The sequence below is a fragment of the Pseudoalteromonas sp. T1lg88 genome (assembly GCF_002964765.1).
Classification (GTDB): domain Bacteria; phylum Pseudomonadota; class Gammaproteobacteria; order Enterobacterales; family Alteromonadaceae; genus Pseudoalteromonas.
This window is the reverse complement of the sequence record NZ_PQCF01000006.1, coordinates 18,113-41,851: the sequence shown is the minus strand read 5'-3', so window position 1 is coordinate 41,851 and position 23,739 is coordinate 18,113. Positions and strand designations below refer to the sequence as shown.

The 23,739-nt window shown below is 50.7% G+C and carries 19 protein-coding genes and 1 pseudogene; 18 read left to right on the top strand and 2 right to left on the bottom strand.

The features are described 5' to 3' along the window. Positions 1-138: 138 nt before the first annotated feature. The 9 genes from nudF to C2M34_RS15835 all read left to right on the top strand — a co-directional run bounded on the left by nudF (position 139) and on the right by C2M34_RS15835 (position 8,860). Positions 139-762 (top strand): ADP-ribose diphosphatase, encoded by a 624-nt coding sequence (gene nudF, locus C2M34_RS01880; protein WP_105257925.1) that lies wholly within the window; start codon positions 139-141, stop codon positions 760-762. Continuing rightward, on the top strand, positions 759-1,214 hold the full coding sequence (locus C2M34_RS01875; protein ID WP_105199623.1) for a DUF1249 domain-containing protein: 456 nt from the start codon (positions 759-761) through the stop codon (positions 1,212-1,214). Before nudF ends, C2M34_RS01875 begins: the two co-directional genes overlap by 4 nt. Then, positions 1,201-1,977 carry a metallophosphoesterase gene (locus C2M34_RS01870; RefSeq protein ID WP_105257924.1) on the top strand — a complete coding sequence of 259 codons (777 nt, stop codon included), beginning with the start codon at positions 1,201-1,203 and terminating at the stop codon, positions 1,975-1,977. Before C2M34_RS01875 ends, C2M34_RS01870 begins: the two co-directional genes overlap by 14 nt. Further along, on the top strand, positions 1,962-2,531 hold the full coding sequence (locus tag C2M34_RS01865) for a YqiA/YcfP family alpha/beta fold hydrolase (protein ID WP_105257923.1): 570 nt from the start codon (positions 1,962-1,964) through the stop codon (positions 2,529-2,531). Before C2M34_RS01870 ends, C2M34_RS01865 begins: the two co-directional genes overlap by 16 nt. A 19-nt stretch (positions 2,532-2,550) precedes the next feature. Then, positions 2,551-4,446: a DNA topoisomerase IV subunit B gene (gene parE, locus C2M34_RS01860; protein WP_105199626.1), complete on the top strand. Its 1,896-nt coding sequence runs from the start codon at positions 2,551-2,553 to the stop codon at positions 4,444-4,446. 84 nt (positions 4,447-4,530) lie between these two features. After that, the gene (locus C2M34_RS01855; RefSeq protein WP_105257922.1) at positions 4,531-5,625 is read left to right on the top strand and encodes a PQQ-dependent sugar dehydrogenase; all 1,095 of its coding nucleotides are present in this window, start codon (positions 4,531-4,533) and stop codon (positions 5,623-5,625) included. Between the two features lie 16 nt (positions 5,626-5,641). After that, complete coding sequence (gene parC / locus C2M34_RS01850; protein ID WP_105257921.1) at positions 5,642-7,939, top strand: DNA topoisomerase IV subunit A; 2,298 nt, start codon at positions 5,642-5,644, stop codon at positions 7,937-7,939. A gap of 198 nt (positions 7,940-8,137) precedes the next feature. Further along, positions 8,138-8,485, top strand: coding sequence for an NYN domain-containing protein (locus tag C2M34_RS15840; protein WP_234398753.1), 348 nt, complete (start codon positions 8,138-8,140; stop codon positions 8,483-8,485). Between the two features lie 9 nt (positions 8,486-8,494). Further along, positions 8,495-8,860: an OST-HTH/LOTUS domain-containing protein gene (locus C2M34_RS15835; RefSeq protein ID WP_234398752.1), complete on the top strand. Its 366-nt coding sequence runs from the start codon at positions 8,495-8,497 to the stop codon at positions 8,858-8,860. Between the two features lie 82 nt (positions 8,861-8,942). Here C2M34_RS15835 and katG read toward each other — a convergent pair. Further along, positions 8,943-11,104: pseudogene (gene katG / locus C2M34_RS01840) on the bottom strand (catalase/peroxidase HPI). 305 nt (positions 11,105-11,409) lie between these two features. On the opposite strand from katG, the gene C2M34_RS01835 reads away from it, so the two are divergent. From C2M34_RS01835 to C2M34_RS01820, 3 genes are all read left to right on the top strand, one after another. Then, complete coding sequence (locus C2M34_RS01835) at positions 11,410-12,114, top strand: 1-acylglycerol-3-phosphate O-acyltransferase (protein WP_105199766.1); 705 nt, start codon at positions 11,410-11,412, stop codon at positions 12,112-12,114. Beyond that, on the top strand, positions 12,115-12,450 hold the full coding sequence (rraB, locus tag C2M34_RS01830; RefSeq protein ID WP_105213260.1) for a ribonuclease E inhibitor RraB: 336 nt from the start codon (positions 12,115-12,117) through the stop codon (positions 12,448-12,450). It abuts the gene before it with no gap. Between the two features lie 822 nt (positions 12,451-13,272). After that, on the top strand, positions 13,273-14,532 hold the full coding sequence (locus C2M34_RS01820; protein ID WP_105257920.1) for an outer membrane protein transport protein: 1,260 nt from the start codon (positions 13,273-13,275) through the stop codon (positions 14,530-14,532). Between the two features lie 147 nt (positions 14,533-14,679). Here the strand turns inward: C2M34_RS01820 and C2M34_RS01815 are convergent, their stop codons facing one another. Then, positions 14,680-19,845 carry a S8 family serine peptidase gene (locus C2M34_RS01815; protein WP_105257919.1) on the bottom strand — a complete coding sequence of 1,722 codons (5,166 nt, stop codon included), beginning with the start codon at positions 19,843-19,845 and terminating at the stop codon, positions 14,680-14,682. 312 nt (positions 19,846-20,157) lie between these two features. Here C2M34_RS01815 and C2M34_RS01810 point away from each other — a divergent pair, with 312 nt between their 5' ends. From C2M34_RS01810 to C2M34_RS01785, 6 genes are all read left to right on the top strand, one after another. Beyond that, positions 20,158-20,967 (top strand): MipA/OmpV family protein, encoded by an 810-nt coding sequence (locus C2M34_RS01810; protein ID WP_105257918.1) that lies wholly within the window; start codon positions 20,158-20,160, stop codon positions 20,965-20,967. Beyond that, positions 20,955-21,356 carry a DUF3019 domain-containing protein gene (locus tag C2M34_RS01805; protein WP_105257917.1) on the top strand — a complete coding sequence of 134 codons (402 nt, stop codon included), beginning with the start codon at positions 20,955-20,957 and terminating at the stop codon, positions 21,354-21,356. The genes C2M34_RS01810 and C2M34_RS01805 overlap by 13 nt, the downstream gene beginning before the upstream one ends. Beyond that, positions 21,356-21,721: a response regulator transcription factor gene (locus C2M34_RS01800; protein WP_105257916.1), complete on the top strand. Its 366-nt coding sequence runs from the start codon at positions 21,356-21,358 to the stop codon at positions 21,719-21,721. The genes C2M34_RS01805 and C2M34_RS01800 overlap by 1 nt, the downstream gene beginning before the upstream one ends. Then, positions 21,687-22,055 carry a winged helix-turn-helix domain-containing protein gene (locus C2M34_RS01795; protein WP_158681377.1) on the top strand — a complete coding sequence of 123 codons (369 nt, stop codon included), beginning with the start codon at positions 21,687-21,689 and terminating at the stop codon, positions 22,053-22,055. The genes C2M34_RS01800 and C2M34_RS01795 overlap by 35 nt, the downstream gene beginning before the upstream one ends. A gap of 2 nt (positions 22,056-22,057) precedes the next feature. Next, a complete protein-coding gene (locus C2M34_RS01790; protein WP_105257914.1) occupies positions 22,058-23,260 on the top strand; it encodes a sensor histidine kinase in 1,203 nt (400 codons plus the stop codon). A gap of 90 nt (positions 23,261-23,350) precedes the next feature. After that, positions 23,351-23,671 (top strand): hypothetical protein, encoded by a 321-nt coding sequence (locus C2M34_RS01785; protein WP_105199632.1) that lies wholly within the window; start codon positions 23,351-23,353, stop codon positions 23,669-23,671. Positions 23,672-23,739: the final 68 nt, after the last annotated feature.

Below are 23,739 nucleotides of genomic sequence, written 5' to 3'. Positions count from 1 at the left end.
ATCGTGTTTGGGCACGATATTGAAAAGCAAAAGCGTAAATAATATATGCTTAAGTGTAACAGAATTTATATTTTGAGGAAGGGTAAACGGTATCGTTTATTCTTGTTTTTGTGACTTAACGTAATCGGTCTGTTTTATATGAATAAAATCAGTAGTTTTAAAAACCAGGACGTGCAGATTGAAAGCACCGAAAGAGTCTTCGATGGCTTCTTTAAAGTGGATAAGTACCGATTTAACCATGCCCTCTTTGCCGGCGGTCGCAGCGATACCATAGAGCGGGAAATATTTGAACGGGGTCATGCGGTGGCGGTCTTACCCTATGATCCCCGCAGTCGTCAGGTGCTATTGGTTGAGCAGATCCGTATCGCCGCCATGAACAGTAAAGACAGCCCCTGGTTACTCGAATGTATTGCCGGCATGGCCGATGGCAGCGAAGATTATCAAGCCGTGGTGCGCAAAGAAGCACAGGAAGAAGCCGGACTGGAGCTTGGCGAACTGGAATTTATGCTCTCGTATTTATCCAGCCCAGGAGGCACCAGCGAGCGCCTGTATTTATATTTGGCGCAAACAGATCTCAGTGCAGCCGGCGGAATTTTCGGTTTGGATCATGAGGGCGAAGATATCAAGGTGCATGTGTTGGACCTGGATGACGCCCTGGCCCGCTTAAGCAGTGGTGAAATAGATAACGCCGCGACCGTGATCAGCCTGCAATGGCTGGCACTGAATGAGCAACGTATATTAGAGCAGTGGAATAAACCGTGACGGTACAAAGAAAAGCCGGGTATATACAATCATTACCCAAGTATCTCACTCTATGTGAGCGCAATTATGCCAATGTGCTGCGTATACTCCCCGAGCAGCAAAGCCGGGGTGCGTCGCGCTTGTTGGATATTCGTCATGAGCGCTACCAAGTGGACATAGAGCAGACGGCTAAGTACACCACGGATATTTGTATTACTCAGGTGCGTGGCGCTATCGCCGGTATGTTTACGCCACCGATGAATGTGCGCATCTATCACGATGCCCGGGTGGCCGAAGTGGTGCACCCGGATTACCACAGCCGCATTAAGCCGACCTATGGCTACCCCAATGCAAACATGCATCAAAAAGATGAAAAGTATCAGGTCAATGCGTTTTTACACGACTGGCTGACATTTTGTATTTCGCACGGCGAAGCGGTATTGGATTGGGATTGTGGCAGTGATCTGGTTTAAAGAACATCTTATCAGCGCGGCCAAGCCGCTGCATTTCGGTCACTTTACCGACAGCCATGTGTTTGCCGATAAAAACGGCGAATACTTTAATGTCAATTGCGCCGAGCATCTGACGAAAACCCTGGCGGCCATGGCTGAAGAGGAATTTGATTTTGTGGTCTTCGGTGGCGACTTAACCCAAGACCATACAACTGAGTCGTATCAATTGTTTGCCGAGCTGGTGGCACAGAGCCCACTGACCTGCCCGGTATTCTGGGTGCCCGGCAATCACGATGAATTAACCCATTTGCACACCATAAGCCAAGGGCAAATCCAGGCCTGTAAGCGTATAAATCACCCTTACGCCCAACTGCTTTTGATCAATACCAAGGGCACCACACCAGCGGGGTGGGTGAGCAAGTCGCACCTGCAAGAGATTAAAGAAACGCTGGCCGAGAGCGACGCCCCGCATATTTTAATCGGCCACCATCATCCCTTGCCGGTGCGCGGTTATATCGACAAACATATCCTGGAAAATGGTGCTCAGCTGTTGGAGTTACTCAGCGAGTATCCTCAGGTTCAGGCCCTGTTGCACGGCCATGCCCATAACGAGTATGAGCGCGTTTATGAAGGGGTGACCATATACGGCACACCGGCCACCTCGATTCAATTTACCAAGCACACCCAGGACTGGCAGCAACAAAGCATGGGGCCGGCCTATCGCCGTCTGCGGGTGGCGCAGGATGGATTACTTAAGACTCAGGTAGTATGGCTAGCAAATTAATCTATATCCATGGCTTCAATAGCTCGGAGCTGTCGCAAAAGGCGGTGCAATTAGGCGAATATCTGGCGACCTGGTCCGGACAATATCTGGTGCCACGTTTAAGTCACGACCCAAAAACTGCCATCGCTCAGCTTGAACAGCATCTTGATCAAGACACCGCCTTAATTGGCAGCTCCTTGGGCGGCTTTTTTGCCACCTACTTATCGCAAACTCATGGCTTGCCTGCGGTGGTGGTCAATCCTGCGGTGCACCCGGCGCGTCGGTTTAGTGAGTATTTAGGGCCGCAATACAATCCTTATCAGGATTATCACTACCAGTTGGATAAAACACACTTACAAGCGCTGGACGAACTTTATTTAGAGCAATTAACTTCCCCCGAGCTATTGTTTTTGTTACAACAACAAGGTGATGAAGTGTTACCCTATAGGCAGGCTGTAGACTACTACCAAGCCTGCCAACAGGTTGTTGAACCCGGCGGCGAGCACCGCTTTGTAGGATTTGAGCGCTATTTTGGCGCCATTACGCGATTCTTAAATATCACCCTAACCACATAGGCTGTTAACGAATAAAAATATGAGCCAGCAGAACTATAACGCCGAAGCAATTGAAGTATTAAATGGTCTGGATCCGGTAAAACGCCGTCCGGGCATGTATACAGATACCACCCGTCCTAATCACCTGGGCCAAGAAGTGATCGACAACAGTGTCGATGAAGCCCTGGCTGGCCATGCCAGTAAGGTGGATGTGATCCTCCATGAAGATAATTCTCTTGAGGTTATCGATGATGGCCGGGGTATGCCGGTTGATATTCACCCAGAAGAAGGGATCCCCGGGGTTGAGCTGATCCTCACCAAGTTGCACGCCGGTGGTAAATTCTCCAATAAAAACTACCAGTTCTCCGGTGGTTTGCACGGTGTGGGTATTTCCGTGGTGAACGCCTTATCGACCCGAGTTGAAGTCACGGTGCGCCGCGATGGCCAGGTGTATGATATTGCCTTTGCCAATGGTGATAAGGTACAAGATCTGCAAGTGACGGGCACAGTGGGTAAGCGCAATACCGGCACTTCGGTGCGCTTTTGGCCCGACGCCTCTTATTTCGACTCGGCCAACTTCTCACTGACCAAATTAAACCATGTGCTTAAGGCCAAGGCGGTACTGTGCCCGGGTCTGCGCATTCGCTTTATTAATAAGCAAACCAAAGAAACCCAGGAATGGTTCTACGAGGCTGGCCTTCAGGACTATATCAAGGACGCCACCAAGGGCTATGAAACCCTGCCACAACAGCCCTTTACCGGTGAATTCAGCGGTAATACAGAAGGGGTAGACTGGGCCTTGTTATGGCTGCCGGAAGGCGGTGAGTCTATTACCGAAAGTTATGTAAACCTGATCCCCACCGCTCAGGGCGGTACTCATGTTAATGGTTTGCGCCAGGGTCTGCTTGAGGCCATGCGCGAGTTTTGTGAGTTTCGTAACCTTTTACCACGAGGCGTACGCCTAACTCCGGAAGATATCTGGGATAAGTGTTCCTACGTGTTGTCGGTGAAGATGCAGGACCCACAATTTGCTGGGCAAACCAAAGAAAAACTATCGTCGCGCCAATGTGCGGCCTTTGTTTCCGGCGTGGTAAAAGACTCCTTTAGCCTGTGGTTGAACGAACATACAGACGTGGCCGAGCTCTTGGCCGAGCTATGCATCAGTAATGCCCAGCGCCGTATGCGCGCGGCGAAAAAAGTGGTGCGTAAAAAGGTCACCCAGGGACCGGCATTACCGGGTAAGCTCACCGACTGTAGCAGCAGCGAGATAGAGCGCACCGAGATCTTCCTAGTGGAAGGTGACTCGGCGGGCGGCTCCGCTAAACAGGCTCGTGATAGAGACTTTCAGGCGATCATGCCGCTGCGCGGTAAGATACTGAACACCTGGGAAGTGGAGTCGGGACAGATACTGGCATCCCAAGAGGTGCACGATATTTCCGTAGCTCTGGGTATAGATCCAGACAGCGAAGACTTAAGCTCGCTGCGCTATGGCAAGGTCTGTATTTTGGCCGATGCGGACTCCGACGGACTGCATATCGCCACCTTGCTGTGTGCGCTGTTTGTAAAGCATTTCCCATCTCTGGTGCGCCAGGGCCATGTGTATGTGGCCATGCCACCGCTGTATCGTATCGATGTGGGTAAAGAGGTCTTCTATGCCCTTGATGAAGATGAAAAAACCGGGATCCTGGATCGTATCGAAGCAGAGAAAAAGCGCGGCAAGGTGAACGTGCAGCGCTTTAAAGGTTTGGGTGAAATGAACCCGTTGCAACTGCGTGAAACAACCATGGATCCCAATACCCGTCGCTTGGTGCAGTTAACCTTGGACGAGCCGGAGCAGACCGAAGAAGTAATGGACATGCTGCTGGCGAAAAAGCGCTCAGGCGATCGCCGCCAGTGGTTGGAAAACCATGGCGACAAGGCCGAAGTAGAACTGTAAAAAGTCGAACAGTAAGAAGTTGAACTGTAGATAACAGCAATCTGGGCGCCGTGCTGCGGCGCCAATAAACAGAGAGAGGTTTCCATGGGTAAGAAAATTTTAAGCACGCTAATGGGTTTGGCCTTTGTGAGCAGTGCCCAGGCCACGGATATTACCGAGCGCCTATCGGTCCCCGAAGGCTTTAGTATCAAGCCATATGCCTTAAACGTAGATAATGCCCGTCAGCTGGCGTTATCAGATAGCGGCATCGTCTATGCGGGCTCGCGCAAAGCTGGCAAGGTACACGCGTTAATCGATGCGGATAAAGATGGTCGGGCAGAGCGCCAGGTATTGATAGCCAAGGGCTTGAATTTACCTTCAGGGATTGCTTTTAAAGACGGTGATTTATATGTCGCCGAAGTGGAGCGCATCGTGCGCTTTAAAGACATAGACACCAAGCTGGATAAGGCCGAAATGGAAGTGGTATTCGACCAGCTTCCCGATAAGCGCCATCATGGCTGGAAATTTATTCGCTTTTCCCCCCAGGGTGATTTAATCATTCCTGTTGGTGTGCCTTGTAATGTCTGCGCCGAAGACCCGGAATTTGGTTTGCTTTATTCGCTAGACTTAAAGAGCAAAGAAGTGACCACCATCGCCAAGGGCGTACGTAATTCGGTGGGTTTTGATTACCACCCGACAACCGGTAACCTCTGGTTTAGTGACAATGGCCGCGACATGATGGGCGATGATATCCCGCCCTGTGAGATCAATGTGATCACCGAGCCCGGACAACATTTTGGCTTCCCGTATTTTCACGGTGGCACCATTGCCGATCCTGAATTCGGCAAGGGCAAAAACATGAGCGATTATGTGCAGCCGGCCCTTAACTTGGGTGCCCACGTGGCGCCGTTGGGCATTCATTTCTACACCGGTGAGCAGTTCCCGGCCAAATTTAAAAATCAGCTATTTGTGGCCGAGCACGGCTCGTGGAACCGCAGTAAAAAAGCGGGTTACCGAGTGATGGTCGCCACTATTGAGGGTGATAAGGTGACGGGATATACGCCGTTTATCACCGGCTTTATGGAAAATGAGCAAACCTATGGTCGCCCGGTGGCCATGGTGCAAATGCCCGATGGCAGCCTGCTGGTCTCCGACGATTACGCCAATGCCATCTACCGTGTGCAATATAATAAAAAGTAAGTTTGGATAACGAGCAATGACACAAACAACGACCTTGTCACAACAAGGCATAGAGCAGCTTACTATGGGGCGTTTTACCGAAGACGCCTATCTTAACTATTCCATGTACGTGATCATGGACCGCGCCTTGCCCCATATTGGCGATGGCCTGAAGCCGGTACAGCGCCGTATCGTTTATGCGATGAGCGAACTGGGCTTGTCTGCGGCGGCAAAATATAAGAAATCTGCCCGTACCGTGGGTGACGTTTTAGGTAAGTATCACCCTCATGGTGATAGCGCCTGTTATGAAGCCATGGTATTGATGGCACAGCCGTTTTCTTACCGCTACCCACTGGTAGATGGTCAGGGTAACTGGGGTGCAGCGGACGATCCCAAGTCCTTCGCGGCCATGCGTTATACCGAAGCACGTTTGTCTAAATTCTCCGAGGTGCTGCTTAAAGAGCTAGGCCAGGGCACGGTAGACTGGACGCCAAACTTCGACGGTACCATGAAAGAGCCACAGGTGCTGCCAGCCCGTTTACCGCATATTCTACTTAACGGGGTGACAGGTATCGCCGTTGGTATGGCCACGGATATTCCCCCTCATAATGTGCGTGAGTTGGCCGAGGCCTGTTGTTTATTGCTTGATAAACCAAAAGCCGAATTAGCCGAGCTGTTACAGCTGGTGAAGGCGCCGGATTATCCCACCGAAGCGGAAATTATTACCCCGCAAGCGGACATCGAGAAGATGTACACCACAGGTCGTGGTTCGCTAAAAATGCGTGCCAAGTACCATGTAGAGCAAGGCGAGGTAGTGATCACCGCGCTGCCGCATCAGTGTTCGGGTGCCAAGGTGTTGGAGCAAATCGCCAATCAGATGACGGCGAAAAAGCTGCCCATGGTGGCGGATTTACGCGATGAGTCGGATCATGAAAACCCGACCCGCATAGTCGTGGTGCCGCGTTCGAATCGCATCAAGGTCGAGCCGCTGATGGCGCATCTGTTTGCGACCACGGATCTTGAGAAAAACTATCGCGTTAACCTCAATATGATAGGCCTGGATGGTCGTCCTCAGGTTAAAGACTTACGCAGCATCTTGGCTGAGTGGCTAGAGTTCCGCCGTGATACCGTGCGTCGCCGTCTTCAGTATCGCCTCGATAAGGTCTTGGCGCGCCTGCATATACTTGAAGGTTTGATGATTGCCTTCCTCAATATTGATGAAGTGATCGCCATTATCCGTAGCGAGGATGAGCCTAAGCCGGTATTAATGGAGCGTTTTGCTTTAACGGAAACGCAAGCCGAAGCCATTTTAGACCTAAAACTTCGTCATTTAGCCAAGCTAGAAGAAATGAAAATCCGTGGTGAGCAGGATGAGCTGGCCAAAGAGCGTGACAAATTAGAGCTGACCTTGGGCTCGGAACGCCGCATGTCGACGCTGATGAAAAAAGAAATTCAGGAAGCGGCAGAGCTGTACGGTGACGAACGTCGCTCGCCCGTGGTTGAGCGTGAAGAAGCCAAGGCGCTGAGTGAGAAGGATCTTATTCCTTCCGAGTCGGTAACCGTGGTGCTTTCTGAAAAAGGCTGGGCCCGTGTGGCCAAGGGCCATGATGTGGATGCCGAAGGCTTGAGTTATCGCTCCGGCGATAAATTTAAGGCCAGCGCCAAGGGCAGGAGTAACCAGCCCGCGGTGTTCCTTGACTCCAGTGGTCGCGCCTTTGCCACCGACGCCCACAGTCTGCCGTCCGCGCGCAGTCAGGGTGAGCCCATGACCGGGCGCTTTAATATTGCCGCAGGGGCAACTCTTGAGCATGCGGTCATGGCCGATAACGAGCAGATGCTGCTGATGGCCAGCGATGCCGGTTATGGTTTTGTCGCCGAATTTAACGATCTGGTCAGTAAAAACAAAAACGGTAAGGCCCTGGTAAGCATTCCTAAAGGTGGTTTACTGCTGCAGCCTATAGCCGTCGGTAATATCGCCAGCGACTATTGTATGGCGATATCTAGCGAGGGTCGCATGCTGTTGTTCCCACTAAGGGATCTTCCTAAGCTGGCTAAGGGTAAGGGCAATAAGATTATTTCCATCCCAAGCGCCAAGGTGCAGGCCCGTGAGGAATTTGTGAAATTGCTGGCCGTGGTGCCCGAGGGTGCCAGCGTGACCCTGCTCGCCGGTAAGCGCAAGCTGACGCTAAAACCAAGCGATTTAGAGCACTACCATGGAGAGCGAGGCCGCCGAGGTAATAAACTGCCCCGCGGTTTACAAAGAGTGGATGGCTGTGAAATAGAGCTCACAGGCAATACAGCGGAGCCGGAAGCGGTGGAAGCCACGGAAGAATAAAAAAGAGGGCAGTAGCCCTCTTTTTTATTGGCGATATTTATTATCCTGAATTCTTTAAGGTGTTTCATGATATGAACCGGTAAATGGTTTGTTTTGTCCTCACTAATATAATTAACATGGCTTGAGTTCTTTATTATTGAGGCATATATTGGAACGAGTTTTTGTTATCTAGTAGTAGAAAGGATTTCATTTATCGTTATGGAAAATAAGAGAATTGCCGTTTTAATAGACTCTGAAAATACTCAACATTGCAAACTTAACTTGGTGATCAATGAGCTATCAAGCTATGGGCAAATTGTCGTGAAAAGAGCCTTTGGAGACTTTTCTAGCGACCAGCTTAAAAACTGGAAGAAACCTCTAAATGAATTGGCGATTCAGCCCAGACAGCAGTTTTCATATACAACAGGTAAGAATTCTACGGATGCGTTAATGATTATCGATGCGATGGACTTGTTGTATAGCGATCGCTTTGACGCTTTTGCTTTAGTCTCCAGTGATAGTTATTTTACAAGTTTAGCAACGCGTTTGAGAGAGGCTGAAATCTAAGTTATTGGAGTGGGAAAGTCAACCACACCAATCTCATTTAAAAATGCTTGTGATGATTTTGTCAGCATAGAAAACTTAGAGCCTGATACCGTTCTTAAGTCTCAGAAAAAACCTATAAATAACGAAGTTGATAAAGAGCTTTGGCAATTAATGCACCACGCTTGGCAAAATTATCGGGACGAGTCAGGTTGGGCAAAACTTGGCGAAGTTGGTAGTTATATAAAACGGCTAAAACCAGACTTTGACCCCAGAAACTACTCTTTAGGAAAACTTTCTGATTTTTTTGATTATTTTCCAAATCGTTATGAAACAAGAAGTAGAAAGTCTGCAGGTCTAGAGTTCAAGCTAATAACCAAAGCTAGTTTAAGCAGATAATCTTGCTAGCCACTTAGGTAAGAAGAGGGCCTCACTCTCTAGACCCTCTTTTTATGCCTATACAAAAGCCTAAGCAAACACCTTACAAATCAAAGCGGTCTGCATCCATTACCTGGCACCAGGCCTTGATAAAATCGTGCACAAAGCGGTGTTTATTATCGTCCTGAGCGTAAAACTCCGCGTAGGCGCGCAGCACCGAGTTGGAGCCAAAGATCAAATCGACCCGGGTCGCGTCCATTTGGCTACCTCGGTTTCGCGGTCAACAAGGTCGTAAAGGCCGTCGCTGCGCGGTTGCCAACGATAGGCCATATCGGTGAGGTGAACAAAGAAGTCATTGCTTAAAACGCCCACGCTGCTGGTGAAGACGCCATGTTCGCTGCCGCCGTAGTTGGCGCCGAGTACGCGCATACCGCCGACCAGCGCCGTCATTTGGGGTGCCGTCAGGCCCATAAGTTGGGCACGGTCGAGCAGCAGCTCCTCGGCGGACACCGCATAGTCCTGTTTTAACCAGTTGCGAAAGCCATCGGCTATGGGCTCTAAGGGCGCAAAGGACTCCACGTCCGTCATTTCAATACTTGCATCGCCGCGACCCGGCGAGAAGGGCACGCTGGTGGCAACGCCAGCGGCATGGGCTGCTTGCTCCACCGCTGCACAGCCGCCAAGCACGATTAAATCAGCCAGACTGATGGGTTTACTCAGCTCTTTTTGTAATTTTTCCAGCGCTTCAAGAACACGCTCAAGGCGTGCCGGCTCGTTGCCCGGCCAATGCTTTTGTGGTGCTAAGCGAATGCGGGCACCGTTGGCGCCGCCGCGATGGTCTGAGCCGCGATAGGTGCGGGCGCTGTCCCAGGCGGTGGTGATCAAGTCGCTGTGACTGATACCACAATCGAGCAGCTTGACCTTAAGCTCGTCTATTTCATGATTGCTAAGAATGTAATTCACCGCGGGGATGGGATCTTGCCAGATCAGATCCTCATGGGGCACATCGGCGCCTAAATAACGGGCTTTGGGGCCGAGATCCCTGTGTGTTAGCTTAAACCAGGCGCGGGCGAAAACCTGGCTGAAGTAGTCAAAGTCCTTGGCGAAGCGCTCAATGATCTGACGATAACTGGGGTCCATCTTCATCGCCATATCTGCGTCTGTCATAATCGGGTTGTGGCGAATGCTGGGGTCTTCGGCATCGACGGGTTTGTCTTCTTCTTTAATATTGATGGGTTCCCACTGCCAGGCGCCGGCCGGGCTTTTTTTCGACTCCCACTCATAGTTCAACAGCAAATAACAATAGCCGTTGTCCCAACGGGTAGGGTGGCTGGTCCAGGCGCCTTCCAAGCCCGAGGTGACCGTATCGGCACCGATACCGCGCTGAGTATGGTTATTCCAACCTAGTCCTTGTTCGCTGATATCGGCGGCTTCGGGCTCGGGCCCTAATTGGTTGGCATCGCCGTTACCATGCGCCTTACCTACGGTGTGGCCACCTACGGTAAGCGCCGCGGTTTCTTCATCATTCATCGCCATGCGGGCGAAGGTTTCACGCACTTGTGCCGCGGTTTTCAGCGGATCCGGCTGGCCGTTGACCCCTTCGGGATTGACATAGATAAGCCCCATTTGTACCGCCGCTAAGGGGTTTTCCATGGTCTCGGGCTGAGCAACATCTTGGTAGCGTGCATCACTTGGCGCCAGCCATTCCTTTTCTGCGCCCCAATAGACGTCTTTTTCCGGGTGCCAGATATCTTCGCGACCGCCGGCAAAACCAAAGGTTTTTAAGCCCATGGACTCATAGGCCATATTGCCGGCAAGAATGATCAAGTCGGCCCAGGATAAACGGTTGCCGTATTTTTTCTTAATAGGCCAGAGCAGACGCCGGGCCTTGTCGAGGTTGGCGTTATCCGGCCAGGAATTAAGTGGGGCAAAGCGTTGATTGCCTGTGCCGGCACCGCCACGACCATCGGCAATGCGGTAAGTGCCAGCCGCATGCCAGGCCATGCGGATCATCAAGCCGCCATAATGCCCCCAATCCGCCGGCCACCAAGGCTGGCTATGGACCATAAGGGCTTTAAGGTCTTGCTTCACCGCTTCGAGATCCAGCTTTAAAAACTCCGCGCCGTAGTCGAAGTCCTTGCCATAGGGATTGGATTTACCATCGTGCTGATGAAGTATGTCGAGATTGAGGGTCTTTGGCCACCAAGCTGTGTTGGCCTCGGCGTTATGGGTCAGACCGCCGTGCATTACGGGACACTTAGTCATTTTGGGTTCCTTTTTAGTAATCAAAATCTGGACAACATCCAACAGCGGTCATAGATGAAGCAAGAAAGTGTAATTACTCAAGTGTAGCCAATTGAGGTGCTAAAGGTGGGATATTAACCAATAAAAACTGCAACCTAAGCAGTCATGTATAGGCAGCGACCAGGGCCGGCCTGTGCTATGTTTACGAAGGTAATGGCCCTAGGTATTTTGGCTGCAGCGAGATAATAAAAAGCGGCGTACAAGTGTTCGCTAAAATAAATCAGCCTATGTATAATGCCGGCCAATCTCGAAAGTTGGAGTTAATTGTGCTGGCATTGTTACGCTTGTTGGTGATTGCTGTATTTATTCCTTGTAGTTTTATTGCAGGTTTTTTGTTGTGCCTGGTGCGTCCGTTTCATGGTGATAACGTGCGGGTAATAGGTAGTTGGTATGCGTCGATGTCACGTATATTTGGCGTTAAACTAGTGATCGAAAAAGACGAGTCAATCATCAGTGGCGAGCCGGCTGTGTATATCGCCAACCATCAAAATAACTATGATATTTTCTTCTTGCCGGGGGCTTTGCAGCGCAATACGGTAAGCTTGGGTAAAAAGAGCCTCAAGTGGATCCCCTTCTTTGGTCAGCTGTACTGGCTCTCGGGCAATATCCTTATCGACCGTGGTAATCGTAAAAAAGCCATGGCGACCATTACTAAGACTACGGAAAAGCTTAAAAAGGGCGGTTTGTCTCTGTGGATGTTTCCCGAAGGCACACGCAGCTATGGTCGTGGCCTGCTGCCCTTTAAAACTGGCGCTTTTCATACCGCCGCCAATGCCAATATTCCTGTGATCCCCGTGGTGATGAGTGATACCCATAAATGTATTAAGTTAAACCGCTGGGATAATGGTACTATCTACATCAAAATGTTAGCACCACAGCTGTTAGACGCATCCATGAGTGTTCGCCAATATGCCGATCACTTCCATGAGGTGATGAACGAAACGCTGACACAATTAAATGAGAGAAACTAAATGGAAAACTGGCGCGAAATAAGCGAAGAAATTGTTGAGTCTCTACTTGAAGACGGCTCCAACCCTGAACTCCTGTATGAAGTTGAGCACCACTTTGTGTGTGAAGACTTTGCCGCGCTGGAGAATGCCGCCTTGGCCGCCTTTAAACTGGGTTATGATGTAGAAGAGCCGGCTGAGCTGGAACTTGAAGAAGGCGGTACCATTTGGGGCTTTGATGTAGTGGTTGAGTGTGAACTTAACACAGATGCTATCATGGAAGACGTGGATAAGCTGGCGGCCATCGCCGAGCAAAACCAGGTCGAATACGATGGCTGGGGCACCTACTTCCAAGAGTAAAGGTGGTTTAGCCACTTTTCTCTATTGTAGGTCGGCCTTTAGGCCGACAAAGGAATAAAATTGGTTAAATTTGTCGACGCAGAGCATCGACCTACAGCCGACAAAAGGGCACATCATCTCTCCTTGTCGGCGTAGAGCCTCACCTACACGCCGACAAAAGATAAACCCGCGCCACATTGTCGACGCAAAGCATCGACCTACAAGGCTATAGCCTCTCCTATAACATCAGCCGATGTCCTTGTGCCAATTCTTTTCTATAAACTTCAGAAGTCCTTGGCGTATAAATAGCCTTAACTTGGGCTTTTATCCGCGCACTCAGTCGAGTTTTCAGCTTAACCCTAAGCCAGGCGCCAGCTAAGCAACAGGCGACCAGAGAAAACCACAACAGAGATCCTAAGTGGCTATGTAGAGCCAGGACACAACACCCTAAACTAGCTAGCTGACTCAGCATGGCTAGCAGCCAATACCTGCCTATGGGGTTATCGCTTTGTCCGTGGAGCGTGCAAGCACAATAACTGGCGCATAAAAAGGCATAGACGCCGATGGTGCATAATAAAAAGGCCGCGCCGATAAGGGCAATAACGTAAGGCATAGTCAGCTCGGGAAATTGATCATGGCATCAGTGTAACCCCTTGGTTTATTTAGTCAATACAAATGAGAATTGTTATCAAGTGGTGCTTTTGAGGACATACCAGTGTTAATTTGGTTGCAAAAATGCTCAATTACGCACCTAAATTACGCGTTGTTAACCATAATTAACAGATTTTTATCATTGAATAATGTACTGTGTGCCGGTTAAATAAATAACAATGAGAATGAAGTATGCAATTTAAAAAGACCCTTTTAGCGGCATCATTGGCGCTATTATCAACTGAATCTTTTGCCGCTGCCTTCCAGTTGGCAGAGCAGAATGTATCAGGCCTGGGCCGTGCCTACGCCGGTGAAGCGGCGGTTGCAGATGACGCTTCTGTGGTTGCTCGCAACCCAGCGCTTATGTCGCAGTTCGATAAGGCGCAGCTAAGCATTGCCGCCATGTATGTAAAGCCGGACGTAAGCCTTGAAGGTGAAAGCACCAACAATGGCCTTGACGCCGATGTACTTGATGACAGCAGTATCGCTCCAAGCGCAGTGATCCCGGCGGGCTACTTTACTATGCCGCTGAACGAGAAGGTTAGCCTAGGCTTTGGCGTATTCTCAAACTTCGGCCTGTCTACCGAGTTTGCTGAAGATTATGCCGCCGGTCAAATTGCCGGTGAAACCGAAATCGTGACCATTAACACCAATGTATCAGTTGCTTATCAGCTTGATGAGGCCTGGACCCTGGCCCTGGGCGTCAACCATATTTATGCCGATGCTAAGGTTAAGCGTACCTTGGGTGCTAACCCACTTGGTGCCCCTGCCAGCCTTGAAGCGGCGCACCTTGAGGGTGACGACACCGGCTTTGGTTGGAACCTGGGCGTGGCTTACAGCCTGGATGAAAATAATCGTTTAGGTTTCCACTACCGTAGCGAAACCGACCTGACCTTTGACGGTGAATACCGCAACTCGCTTCCTGCCGCCTTTGGTGGTCTTGAGGGCCGCGAGCTGCCAGGTTCTCTTGAGCTAACTCTGCCTGCGATCGCCGAGTTCTCTGGCTCACATCAGTTGAACAAGGAATACGGCCTGCACTACAGCCTGGTATGGACCGGCTGGAGCAGCTTCGACAAGCTGGAAGCCTTTGTACCAGGTATTGATCAGCCTGTGTTTGCTAAGCAGGAAGACTTCTCCGATTCAATTCGTGTTTCTGTAGGTGGCGATTACCAGCTAAATGAGCAGTGGAAATTGCGTGCCGGTTTAGCCTTTGACGAGTCACCTGTATCACAACAGCATCTGTCAATTTCTATCCCGGATACCGATCGCTTCTGGTTCTCATTCGGCGCCGAGTGGCAGCTGGATGAAGCCTCAAGTGTGGATTTGGGCGCCAGCATTATCCGTGGTAAGAAACAGGACTTTGTTGAGAGCGATTCGCTTGGTCAGCAATGGGGCTTTGAATCCGAAGGTAATGCCTACCTATTCGGTGCTCAGTACAACTACAGCTTCTAAGCCTTGTTGAAACTCTGATACGAAAAGCCAAGCATTTGCTTGGCTTTTTTGTGCCCTTTTTATGCCTTCAGGGCTTGTGTGCGCCCGTCGGCGCTGAGCATAAAAAAGCCCGGAAGTAGACCGGGCTTTACATGGTTGGCTGGGAATTTAGATGCTTTGGCGACGGCGCACCAAGCCCAGGGATAGCAGCGCAATCAGCATCCAGGACAAGGAGCCAGAGCCAGACTTGCTGTCATCTTTTGCCGTGACCGTGACCATCATCTCGGCCGTTGCCGAGGCCGTGGCATCACTGACAACCACAGTGAATTGATGGGTACCGACCTCTAAGCCAGACACCGAGGTGGTCATTTTTGTGGGTGAGTCAATCTGGCCCGGCCCGCTCCACACATAGCTCAGCTCATCCCCGTCTGGGTCGAAGGAAGCGCTGGCGTCAAGGGTGGCGCTTTGGCCTTCACTGACAGTGACTGCGACGGCAGAAGCTATAGGGGCATCCTGCTCGGGGGTCACATGAAGCATAAAGCTGGTACTGACCTGATCACCCGGGTTACGACTGTCGGTCACTGTGACCGTGACTTCTGTACTGCCGGAGAAGTTGGCATCGGGCACCAGGTTAATCTCACCACCAGAAGCGGTATGATTGACGCTGGCACTGATGTGCTCGCCGGACACGGTAATGACATTAGGCACCTTATTGGTATCGGCCACCGCAACCAGTAGGCCGCTAAGTTCGCTATCCTCGGCAATGGTTTGATCGCCAATGTGCCCAATCTTAAGGTTACTCGGGACGTTCAGGCTTAATTCCAGCACCTGAGGCGCATCGTCGTCTGTGGTTATTGTGGTGACAATATTTTGCTCATGGCCTGCGGCATCGAGCTTGGTTAAGACCTCATAACTGATATCAAACTGAGTCGACTCCGGGCCGACATAGTCCCAACATACGGCAAAGTTATCCTTCACCTTGCTGGCCAGATCGTGATAGGCGTAGGTTTTCCCTAGATAGCCATACACAGGGCCATACGGGTCACGTGGACCAATGAAGCCTTGAATGCCTATGGCGCCGTGCTCATTGCCGTTAAGGTCGATATTGTTATAGGCCATGATGATTTCATAATCCCCCTGATCAAAACCATATTCGAGGTCATAAAGGATTTCGAAGTCAACCCTGTCATCCCCATCTATACGAACCCTTTGTCCCAACTCAGAGTCCCATACCTCCTCCGAACGACGGGCATTGTCCCATTCCACTAGCAGTGAGGTGCCGGCAAAGGCAACCGTGATACCGGCATTTTCGGTGTCGGCATTCATATCCGGATTATAGGGTACATATTGACGACTCCAGTCTATGCCCGCATCGGTCATGGCCGCACCTCGGTGCAGAGCACCGATTTGGATGTGTGGAAAACCGAAATAAGGGTAGGGCTGGGTGAAGCCAAAGAAGTCAGGTAGATCGTCAAATTGCAGATAGCCTACCGGATTGACGCGGACAATTGGAGTCTGCTCGTAGGCAAAGTTATTGTAGGTTGAAACCGTGGCATCGCTACCAAAAACTTGGCGTAAATCGATTTCTTGCACGTCCCTATAGCCGCCACCGAAAGAGGGGGCGAAGCCGAAATCGCGTAAATTTACATAGTTACCTTCTCCTTGACCATAGTTGGGAACCGAGCACAAGGGATCGTTATCACTGGTAGTGACCTGGTAGTCCGGGGCCCAGTCACGGGAGTCTTGTTGGGCGCCGGTGAGGGTAAAGCCATGTTCGGTTTCGACAATTTCTCCGACATCACTGCGAGAGAGGGTGATTGATCCCGGCACCAATTGCAGGTGATCCGGAATAGCAACGTCTATGCTGTAAGCGCGATCATAACCCAGGTTGTTTTGCATCACATGTGTATTGATAGTCACCTGTTCGCCGGCAAGGGCCGAGGTCTGGCTGGCACGGATGCTAAATTCATTGTCACCGCGCACATACTTGGTTGCCACCGTGTCTATGTTGCCAATATTTTCCTGATCGGTACCAAATAAAATGGCTCCATAGTAAATATCGCCACTGACCGCATCCGGGAAGTCATAGTGAATATTCACATCAGCGGGCTCTAGGCCCGTATGTTGGCTCGGACCACTGACGGTGACATTGGCACTGGCCTCTTTCATTACCACCGCACTGGCATATTCAAAGGTGTCCCAATGATCTCCGGCGTGGAAGTTATTGCGGTAGTTGTCTAGTACTACCCAATAAGTGCCTGCTTGCGGATTGTCGATATTACAGTAGTCCATCTTAACGTCACTCGTGGAGGCGCAGATGGCTTCACTATCCCAGTCCGGTTGGCCATTGTTGTTAAGGTCGATACCTACATACACATCCAGATCGCCGGCCAATAAAGGAGTGATCAGGGTGTCTACGCTTGAATCGGTGCGGGCCAGGGTCTCTACGATGAGGCGGGCCGCATTTTCAGGAACATCCAGAGTAAACAATAAATCGTCTTCTTGTACCTGGCGTAGACGGCCAAAGTTAGAGGCGTTGGTTTCGTTTTGCGCCAGGGTGACGACTTGCTTATTTGCCTTAACCGCTTTGGTTGCTACATAGCTACCGTCCTCGAGTTGCGGAAGGTTCATGTTTTTAATCAGGTAATTGCCGCTGTCTCTGTGCATGCTGACATTGATGTTGTCGGGCAAGTGACCGCCGTCATATTTAAAGACCGCTGGCCAGTATATTTGCGGTATGGCTGGGTTGGTTGCGGTCAGGGTAACCTCGCCCATGACCTCTTGCTCGGCATTGCCACTGCCGGCCTGCGCATCAAGGATTTCGGCGGTAATGGCGATGGCGCGTGTTTCGCCCTTTTTGAGGGTAAAAGACGACGGAGTGGCGGTCAGTTTTACACTGTACTCCGAGGTGCTGGTACCGACATTCCAGGTTCCATCTTGGATCGCGGTGACCTCACGAACCCAGGTACAGGGGCTGCTGCAGTTTAGATTGACCAGCTCTGGCAGGTTTAAACGCGTTGGCATACCGCCATTGTCCGGGTTGGAGGCAGCGAAGTTGGCTACCGTTTCGTTCATGATCAAACCGCTATTGATGGCATTGCTCACGTTTATGCGTCCCGAGCCAGCACGGTAGGTGCCGACTTCCTCATACGGTGCCCAAGAGCTAGTGCGTCCTTTTACGGTGCGCTCAGCGGTCATCTGCAAGGCGGAGTGAATTTGCGCCACCGTCCAATCTGGGTGAGCCTGTTTTACCAAGGCCAGTGCCCCGGCGGTATGAGGCGATGCCATTGAGGTGCCACTCATTATCATCCAGTCGCTCGCTTGAGGGAAGGGCGTAAACGGCTGGTCATCGGCGTTGGCGGCGTAAATAGCCACCCCGGGCGCGGTGACCGAGGGCACCAGGTGTTCCGGGTTATGGGTCGACGGTCCGCGTGATGAAAAGTCGGCCAACATATCCTGCTGGCTTTCATCAACATTGCGAATAACCTCTGACGCCGTGATCGTGGCCATATGATTGCTGCCACTGGCGAGCCAGGGTTGTAGCTTGTTAAACCAGTCGTTGGCGGAGATATGAATGCCGGGGATTGAATAGCTGTCATTAAACAACTGGCCTTCAGGCGCACTTGAACTGTAGGAGGTGTTATAGAGGACCATGCCCCCGCCACCACCTGACTGGACATTATCCGCTTTGGCAACTCGGGCAATCTCACCGCGCTGACAGACCACGATATCATCCGCATTAAAGGTGCCGGGAGCAAAGGGTTCGGCACATAATTCATCGCCATAATCGGCGGCAAGCACCAGGTTACCGGTAATTTCACCTGAAATACTGGCTCCTAAAATATCTGTGGGCGCGGTGGTATCTCCGCCGCTAAAGGAGGTGAGGTACTTATCGCTTACCGTCATGGTACGACCCGTTGTTGAAGCCGCCACCGTTAACAGCCAGGGCGAGGTGTTATCAATGTAACCACGGATCTCGCGGACACCATCGCTGCCCGAATTGCCCGCCGCTGCGGCAATGGCGATACCGGCTTCATGGGCATTTAAAAATGCTTGTTGGGTAGGAGAGGTCCAAGGGTTGCTGCCCAAGGCGCTACCAATGGAGAAGTTGATCACATCGACACCTACGTCGATAGCGTCCTCAATGGCCGCCACCAGGGCATCACTGGGGCAACCCACCCATTTGCCAACGCCTGAATAACAGACCTGAAAGGCAACGACATTGGCGTGTGGGGCGACCCCGGAAACGCGCTCAAACGTAAACCCCGTTTCTAAACCATCACTTTGGGCACCATGGGGCTGCACATAAGGCACGTCGTACATGACATTACCCGCGGCGGTGGCCGCCGTGTGCGAGCCGTGGCCGTTATAATCCTCACCAAAGCGGGGGCGAATCTCGACCGGTGTCTCGAAAGGACTGTGATTCGGGTCTTGGTATTCGGCAGCTGAGTATTGGTCGGTAATGACATCATAGCTGAACACGCCTATTAGCTTGTCGTTACAACGTTCGGCATAATCGCTCAGGGCACAATCACCCACATAGTTGCCGCTGCCAAACGGATTGCTGACCTGATAACCGTCATCGCCGGTGCTGGCGAAGCTGGGGTGATCGGTATTAATCCCCGTGTCTATGATGCCCATAATGATGCCTTCGCCCTTGTAAGGAGAGGCGCTAACCGTGCCGCCTTGCCAGACGTTAGGCGCATCAATGATGTCCGGACCTATGTCGGTTTGCAGCTGTAACATCTGTCGACGAGTGATTTTCTTAACATTATCAAGGTGCGCAAGACGCTGTGCTTCTTGTGGGGTCATCTCGGTGACGAAACCGTTTATCGCCTTACTAAAGCGCCTTGCCGGGGTTAATTCCCGACCTAGTGTGGATGCAGCCTCAAGCAATATCTGCTCTTGGCGTTGATTGATTTGTAACTCAATGGCAGCCAGTTGCGGCGATTTCAGGGCATGTCCTTTTAGCGCAGTCGGCTGTAAATCGTCAAAAGCGTGGGCGGCCAGTTGCTGCTGGTATTCGCTTTGCACTGTATTGCCGTGGAGTTCGACGATGTAGACCTGTGGGCCGGACACTCCCTCCTCGGGGGTAAATTTACTGGCGCTTTGCGCATAGTTGAGCTGGACATTCACGCCGCCATTTTGCTTAACCTTGATGTTTTTTGCGCTTGTCTCACCGAGGCGCGGCGGTCGTTCGCTTTGCTGCGGAATAAATTGTTTTAATTGCATGTCATCCTGATTGCCGGTGGCATTCAAGGTGGTAAGGGTGGCACCGACACCGGCCGCATATAGGGCCGTTAAGGTTGCCAGAGTAATGGATTTTAGCTTCACGCTACCCCCTGATTTACTTTTCTAGTGGGTCACCTTTGCGGGTGACTCGTTATTAAAATGTTATGTCTCAGATGTCTGAGCGGGGTACTTATAGCCTTTGCTTCTTTTAACGGTCAATTTACAAAAATGCAGAAAAAGCGTGCTTTTTAAGTTTCTAAATAAGGGGCGCTATATGTGCCGCGAGGGCTTGAGAGAAGTGGTTTGACGTAACAAAGTGATACACTTTTGTAACCTGGATTATGAGATAAATTGCAATGTGAGATTGTCTGCATTTACCAAAAAATTGGTAAGGCCTAAAAGTGGGAATAATCCATGTTAAGTCGTTTAATAACCTTGGGTCTGTGTCTTCATATGACCCTGATGAATGTCAGCCAAGCCGAGGAGCTAGACGATTATATTGAGTCTGATCGGTGGGTTGTCTCTGCCAGTGTGGGCTTCGGCAGGGTGGGGGTCAGTCAAGGTGACAGAAAGGATATTCCCCTCTATCTGGTTCCGGATATACGTTACTACGGCGAGCAAGTCACTCTGGAAAATACCTCTATCAGCTATGCTCTGAAACAAACTCCCGAATACCAAATTGAAATGCTTGGCCGCCAAAATTTTGATGGTCTCAGCTTTCGCGGTAGTCACCGTGGTGTGCTGGCTTCCTCGGGGTTAATTATTGGCTTTGAGCCTACGTCGGCTGTGCCCACCCGGTCGAGATCCATGTCCTATATGGGCGGAGTGTCTTATACCTACTTTTTAGCCAGCGGCAGTATAGAGGCCGATGTCACCAAGGATATCTCTAACGTCCACCATGGCTATGAGTTCAGGCTGGGCTATAAGCAGGATTGGCAATGGTGGGACTGGCATTTTCAGTCCTTGCTGAGAGCCACGTATAAAAGTGGCGATTTATTAGATTATTATTATGGCAGTGAAGGCGTAAAGGAGGTGCCTGTATCGCTTGAGGGTCATCGTTTCAGCGCCCGCGCTCAGCTTCAGGCTGCAAGGCAAATTGAGGACAACATTTGGCTGGTGGGCGCCTATTCTTTACAGTGGATGTCGGCCGCCGCTCTAAGTAGCCCTTTTACCAAGGACTCACCGTTAGACACATATTTTTTGGGGGTCAAATGGGTTTTCTAAATTCACGAGTGCTCAGCGCGATTGCCTTAGCGCCCATGTGTTGCTGGGCGCAGCAAAAGCCCGAGCTGGAATTTCAGTCTTTCGAGATCCTCCCGAGTATCTGTATCGTTGAGCAAGGGCACCCTTGTCAGCGCAACTTTGCATTTCAGTGGTCTTTAAACCAAGCGGCGTCATCTTGCTTGGAAAACAGTACCGATGCCAAGGTGTTGATGTGCACCAACCAGGCTTCCTTGTCGCAAGCCTATGATACCGAGCTGAACTTGCGGGCCACTACCACCTTCAAGGTGCGCGATGACAGCAAGACCACCGCCAGAGAAAAGCAGGTGTCGGTGCAGGAACTCGGTAAAGATGTGCGCAAGCTCAAGCGCAAACTCTGGAGTGTATTTTAATGGCAGCTATGCATAAATTACTGTTAATAGAGGACGACCTTCGTCTTGGTGAGGGCATTAAGCGTTTACTCAGCGACCAGGGGTATTTTGTCGAGCACTTTTGCGAAGCGGGCGGGGTAGAGAAGCAACTGAGAACACAGGCCTTCGATGCCATTATCTGTGATGTGATGTTGCCAGGCATCGATGGCTTTCAACTGATGGCGCGGCTGCGCCATCTGCATAGCGCCAAGATCATCTTTTTGTCGGCATTAACCGATACCGAGCATCAGTTGCAGGGCTATGAGTTGGGGGCCGCCGACTATATTACCAAGCCGGTTGGAGCCGGATTTATTGTTGGCCAAATTAAAAGCCATCTTACGGTATGACTCTGACACCCTGGCACAACAGCAGAGCCAGCAACAGATCACCCTTGGCAAGGCGGTGATCGACAATCAGCACAAGTCGGTGCATGTGGATAATGGCGAGCTGGAGATCCCCGAGAAGGAATTTGAGTTGCTCTGGGTGTTTGCTCAGCATAAAAACCAAACTTTGAATCGAGAGCAGTTGTTCAGTGCCCTGGTAGGGCGTGAGTTTGATGGTCTTGATCGTACCGTTGACGTTAGAATTAGCCGCCTAAGAAAACGCCTGGAAGCGTCCAAGAAGTGCGGCATTAAAATACGCACTGTGTGGGGTAAGGGCTATATGTTGGTGTCGAGATAGCCATGTTAAAACGTTTTATTGCTTATTATCTGGCCACTCTGGTGCTGATTTTAACTTCCGTGGCGCTGGCGGATAGCTGGTATCAACAGGCCAGCCAAACGAGCGCCAATAGCCTGCTGGTGGAAATGGGCGAGGCATTTTGCCAGGTGCAGGATTGCACGCGTGAGCAGCAAATCAGCCAGCGAGTCAGTGTGATGCCTTTGGCCAGTATCGGCTTTGCAATTCCAGAGAATGCGCCAAAAAACGCCTACCAATATATTCACACTACGCAGGGAGAGCGTGCCTGGCTGTATATTATCAGCCAAGATAACCAGCGGGTTTTTCGTGTGGACACCAGTGCGGAAAAGCGCAATGGCCTTATATACACTTGGCTCTTTTATATCGTCTTAGCCGGTGCGCTGTTGGCACTGACCCTGCCTTTTGTGATTGCCTTCTACCATATAAAACGGGCCGCTACAGAGTTCGCGAAAACTCGCGATTATAGCCTTTGGTACAACCGGCGATCCTTCCTCTTTCAATCCGTGATAGATGCAATGGCCTATATGGCGCACAGGCTCAGCCATTTACTGGCGTTGCAAAGAGAGCTCTCCAACACCCTTAGCCACGAGGCCAGAACCATTATTTCTCGCATTTCGATGACCCTGACTAATGCCGGTTTGCATGAGCGGGACAGGGCGTTATTTAAAGAGGATTTAAAGGAGTTAGAAATATTAAGCGATGAGTATTTGCGCCTGTCTAAATATGAACACGAACAGCGTTTACAGTTATCTCAGATTGAATTGCCCAGCCTATTGGCTCAGCTTATAAAGCCCTATCAGCGTTTTGGCAGCAAGCAGGTAACTCTGCAAGCCCCCGATAGCCTGAGTATTTATTCCGACGAACGCTTATTGCGCTGGGCATTTCGCAACCTTATAGACAATGGCGTTAAATATGCGCAAAGTCGCGTGCATATCCAGGTGCTGGAAGTGGGCGAGCAATGGCAGTTTATCATTGAGGATGATGGTCCGGGTGTGAAGCAGTCTCAGATAGAGGGCTTTTTTATGCCCTTTAATCGCCCCGAAAACTCGATTAAAAAAGGCTATGGCTATGGTCTTGCCATCGTTAAGAAAGTCACCGAACTGCTGCACGGGACTATTGAGGTCAGTCAAAGCCCGTCTTTAGGCGGAGGTTGTTTTGTCATGTGTTTTCGGCGTCGGCTGGAGTGAGGTTGGCATGACTGTGGATCAAAAATGACGCTTCATGGTCTGTTCATTAAACATTGTTAGGCTAACAAAAAAAATAAAAGGGATATTGGTATGAAGACCTACTTATGTGTTGCCGTAATCGGCCTTAGCCTAGTGACGGGAATGGCGAACGCCAAAGAACATCATGACAAGGGTAAAGGCAAAGGCTCTCTACCACCTGGTCTGCAAAAGAAAGTCGATAACGGCGGCTCATTGCCTCCGGGTTGGCACAAAAAATATCGCCAGGGTGACATTCTTGATTATGATATTTATCGCCGTGGTCGAGTGATCGATACCCATGGCCATGATGGTGTTATTTCAATTGAAGTGGATAACCGCATTATTCGCTTAATTAAAAATACCCGAGAAATTGTGTCAATCCTAGGTCACTAAGATTTTAGATGGGATAACAAGAACGCGAGCTTAGGCTCGCGTTTTTTTGTGGGGATAAATAAGTTCAA

What these genes read in the sequence shown, in the direction of transcription:
- nudF (WP_105257925.1), top strand. Translation starts at nt 139, where the DNA reads ATGAATAAAATCAGTAGTTTTAAAAACCAGGACGTGCAGATTGAAAGC.
- C2M34_RS01865 (WP_105257923.1), top strand. Translation starts at nt 1,962, where the DNA reads ATGGCTAGCAAATTAATCTATATCCATGGCTTCAATAGCTCGGAGCTG.
- parE (WP_105199626.1), top strand. Translation starts at nt 2,551, where the DNA reads ATGAGCCAGCAGAACTATAACGCCGAAGCAATTGAAGTATTAAATGGT.
- C2M34_RS01855 (WP_105257922.1), top strand. Translation starts at nt 4,531, where the DNA reads ATGGGTAAGAAAATTTTAAGCACGCTAATGGGTTTGGCCTTTGTGAGC.
- parC (WP_105257921.1), top strand. Translation starts at nt 5,642, where the DNA reads ATGACACAAACAACGACCTTGTCACAACAAGGCATAGAGCAGCTTACT.
- C2M34_RS15840 (WP_234398753.1), top strand. Translation starts at nt 8,138, where the DNA reads ATGGAAAATAAGAGAATTGCCGTTTTAATAGACTCTGAAAATACTCAA.
- rraB (WP_105213260.1), top strand. Translation starts at nt 12,115, where the DNA reads ATGGAAAACTGGCGCGAAATAAGCGAAGAAATTGTTGAGTCTCTACTT.
- C2M34_RS01820 (WP_105257920.1), top strand. Translation starts at nt 13,273, where the DNA reads ATGCAATTTAAAAAGACCCTTTTAGCGGCATCATTGGCGCTATTATCA.
- C2M34_RS01810 (WP_105257918.1), top strand. Translation starts at nt 20,158, where the DNA reads ATGTTAAGTCGTTTAATAACCTTGGGTCTGTGTCTTCATATGACCCTG.
- C2M34_RS01805 (WP_105257917.1), top strand. Translation starts at nt 20,955, where the DNA reads ATGGGTTTTCTAAATTCACGAGTGCTCAGCGCGATTGCCTTAGCGCCC.
- C2M34_RS01800 (WP_105257916.1), top strand. Translation starts at nt 21,356, where the DNA reads ATGGCAGCTATGCATAAATTACTGTTAATAGAGGACGACCTTCGTCTT.
- C2M34_RS01790 (WP_105257914.1), top strand. Translation starts at nt 22,058, where the DNA reads ATGTTAAAACGTTTTATTGCTTATTATCTGGCCACTCTGGTGCTGATT.
- C2M34_RS01785 (WP_105199632.1), top strand. Translation starts at nt 23,351, where the DNA reads ATGAAGACCTACTTATGTGTTGCCGTAATCGGCCTTAGCCTAGTGACG.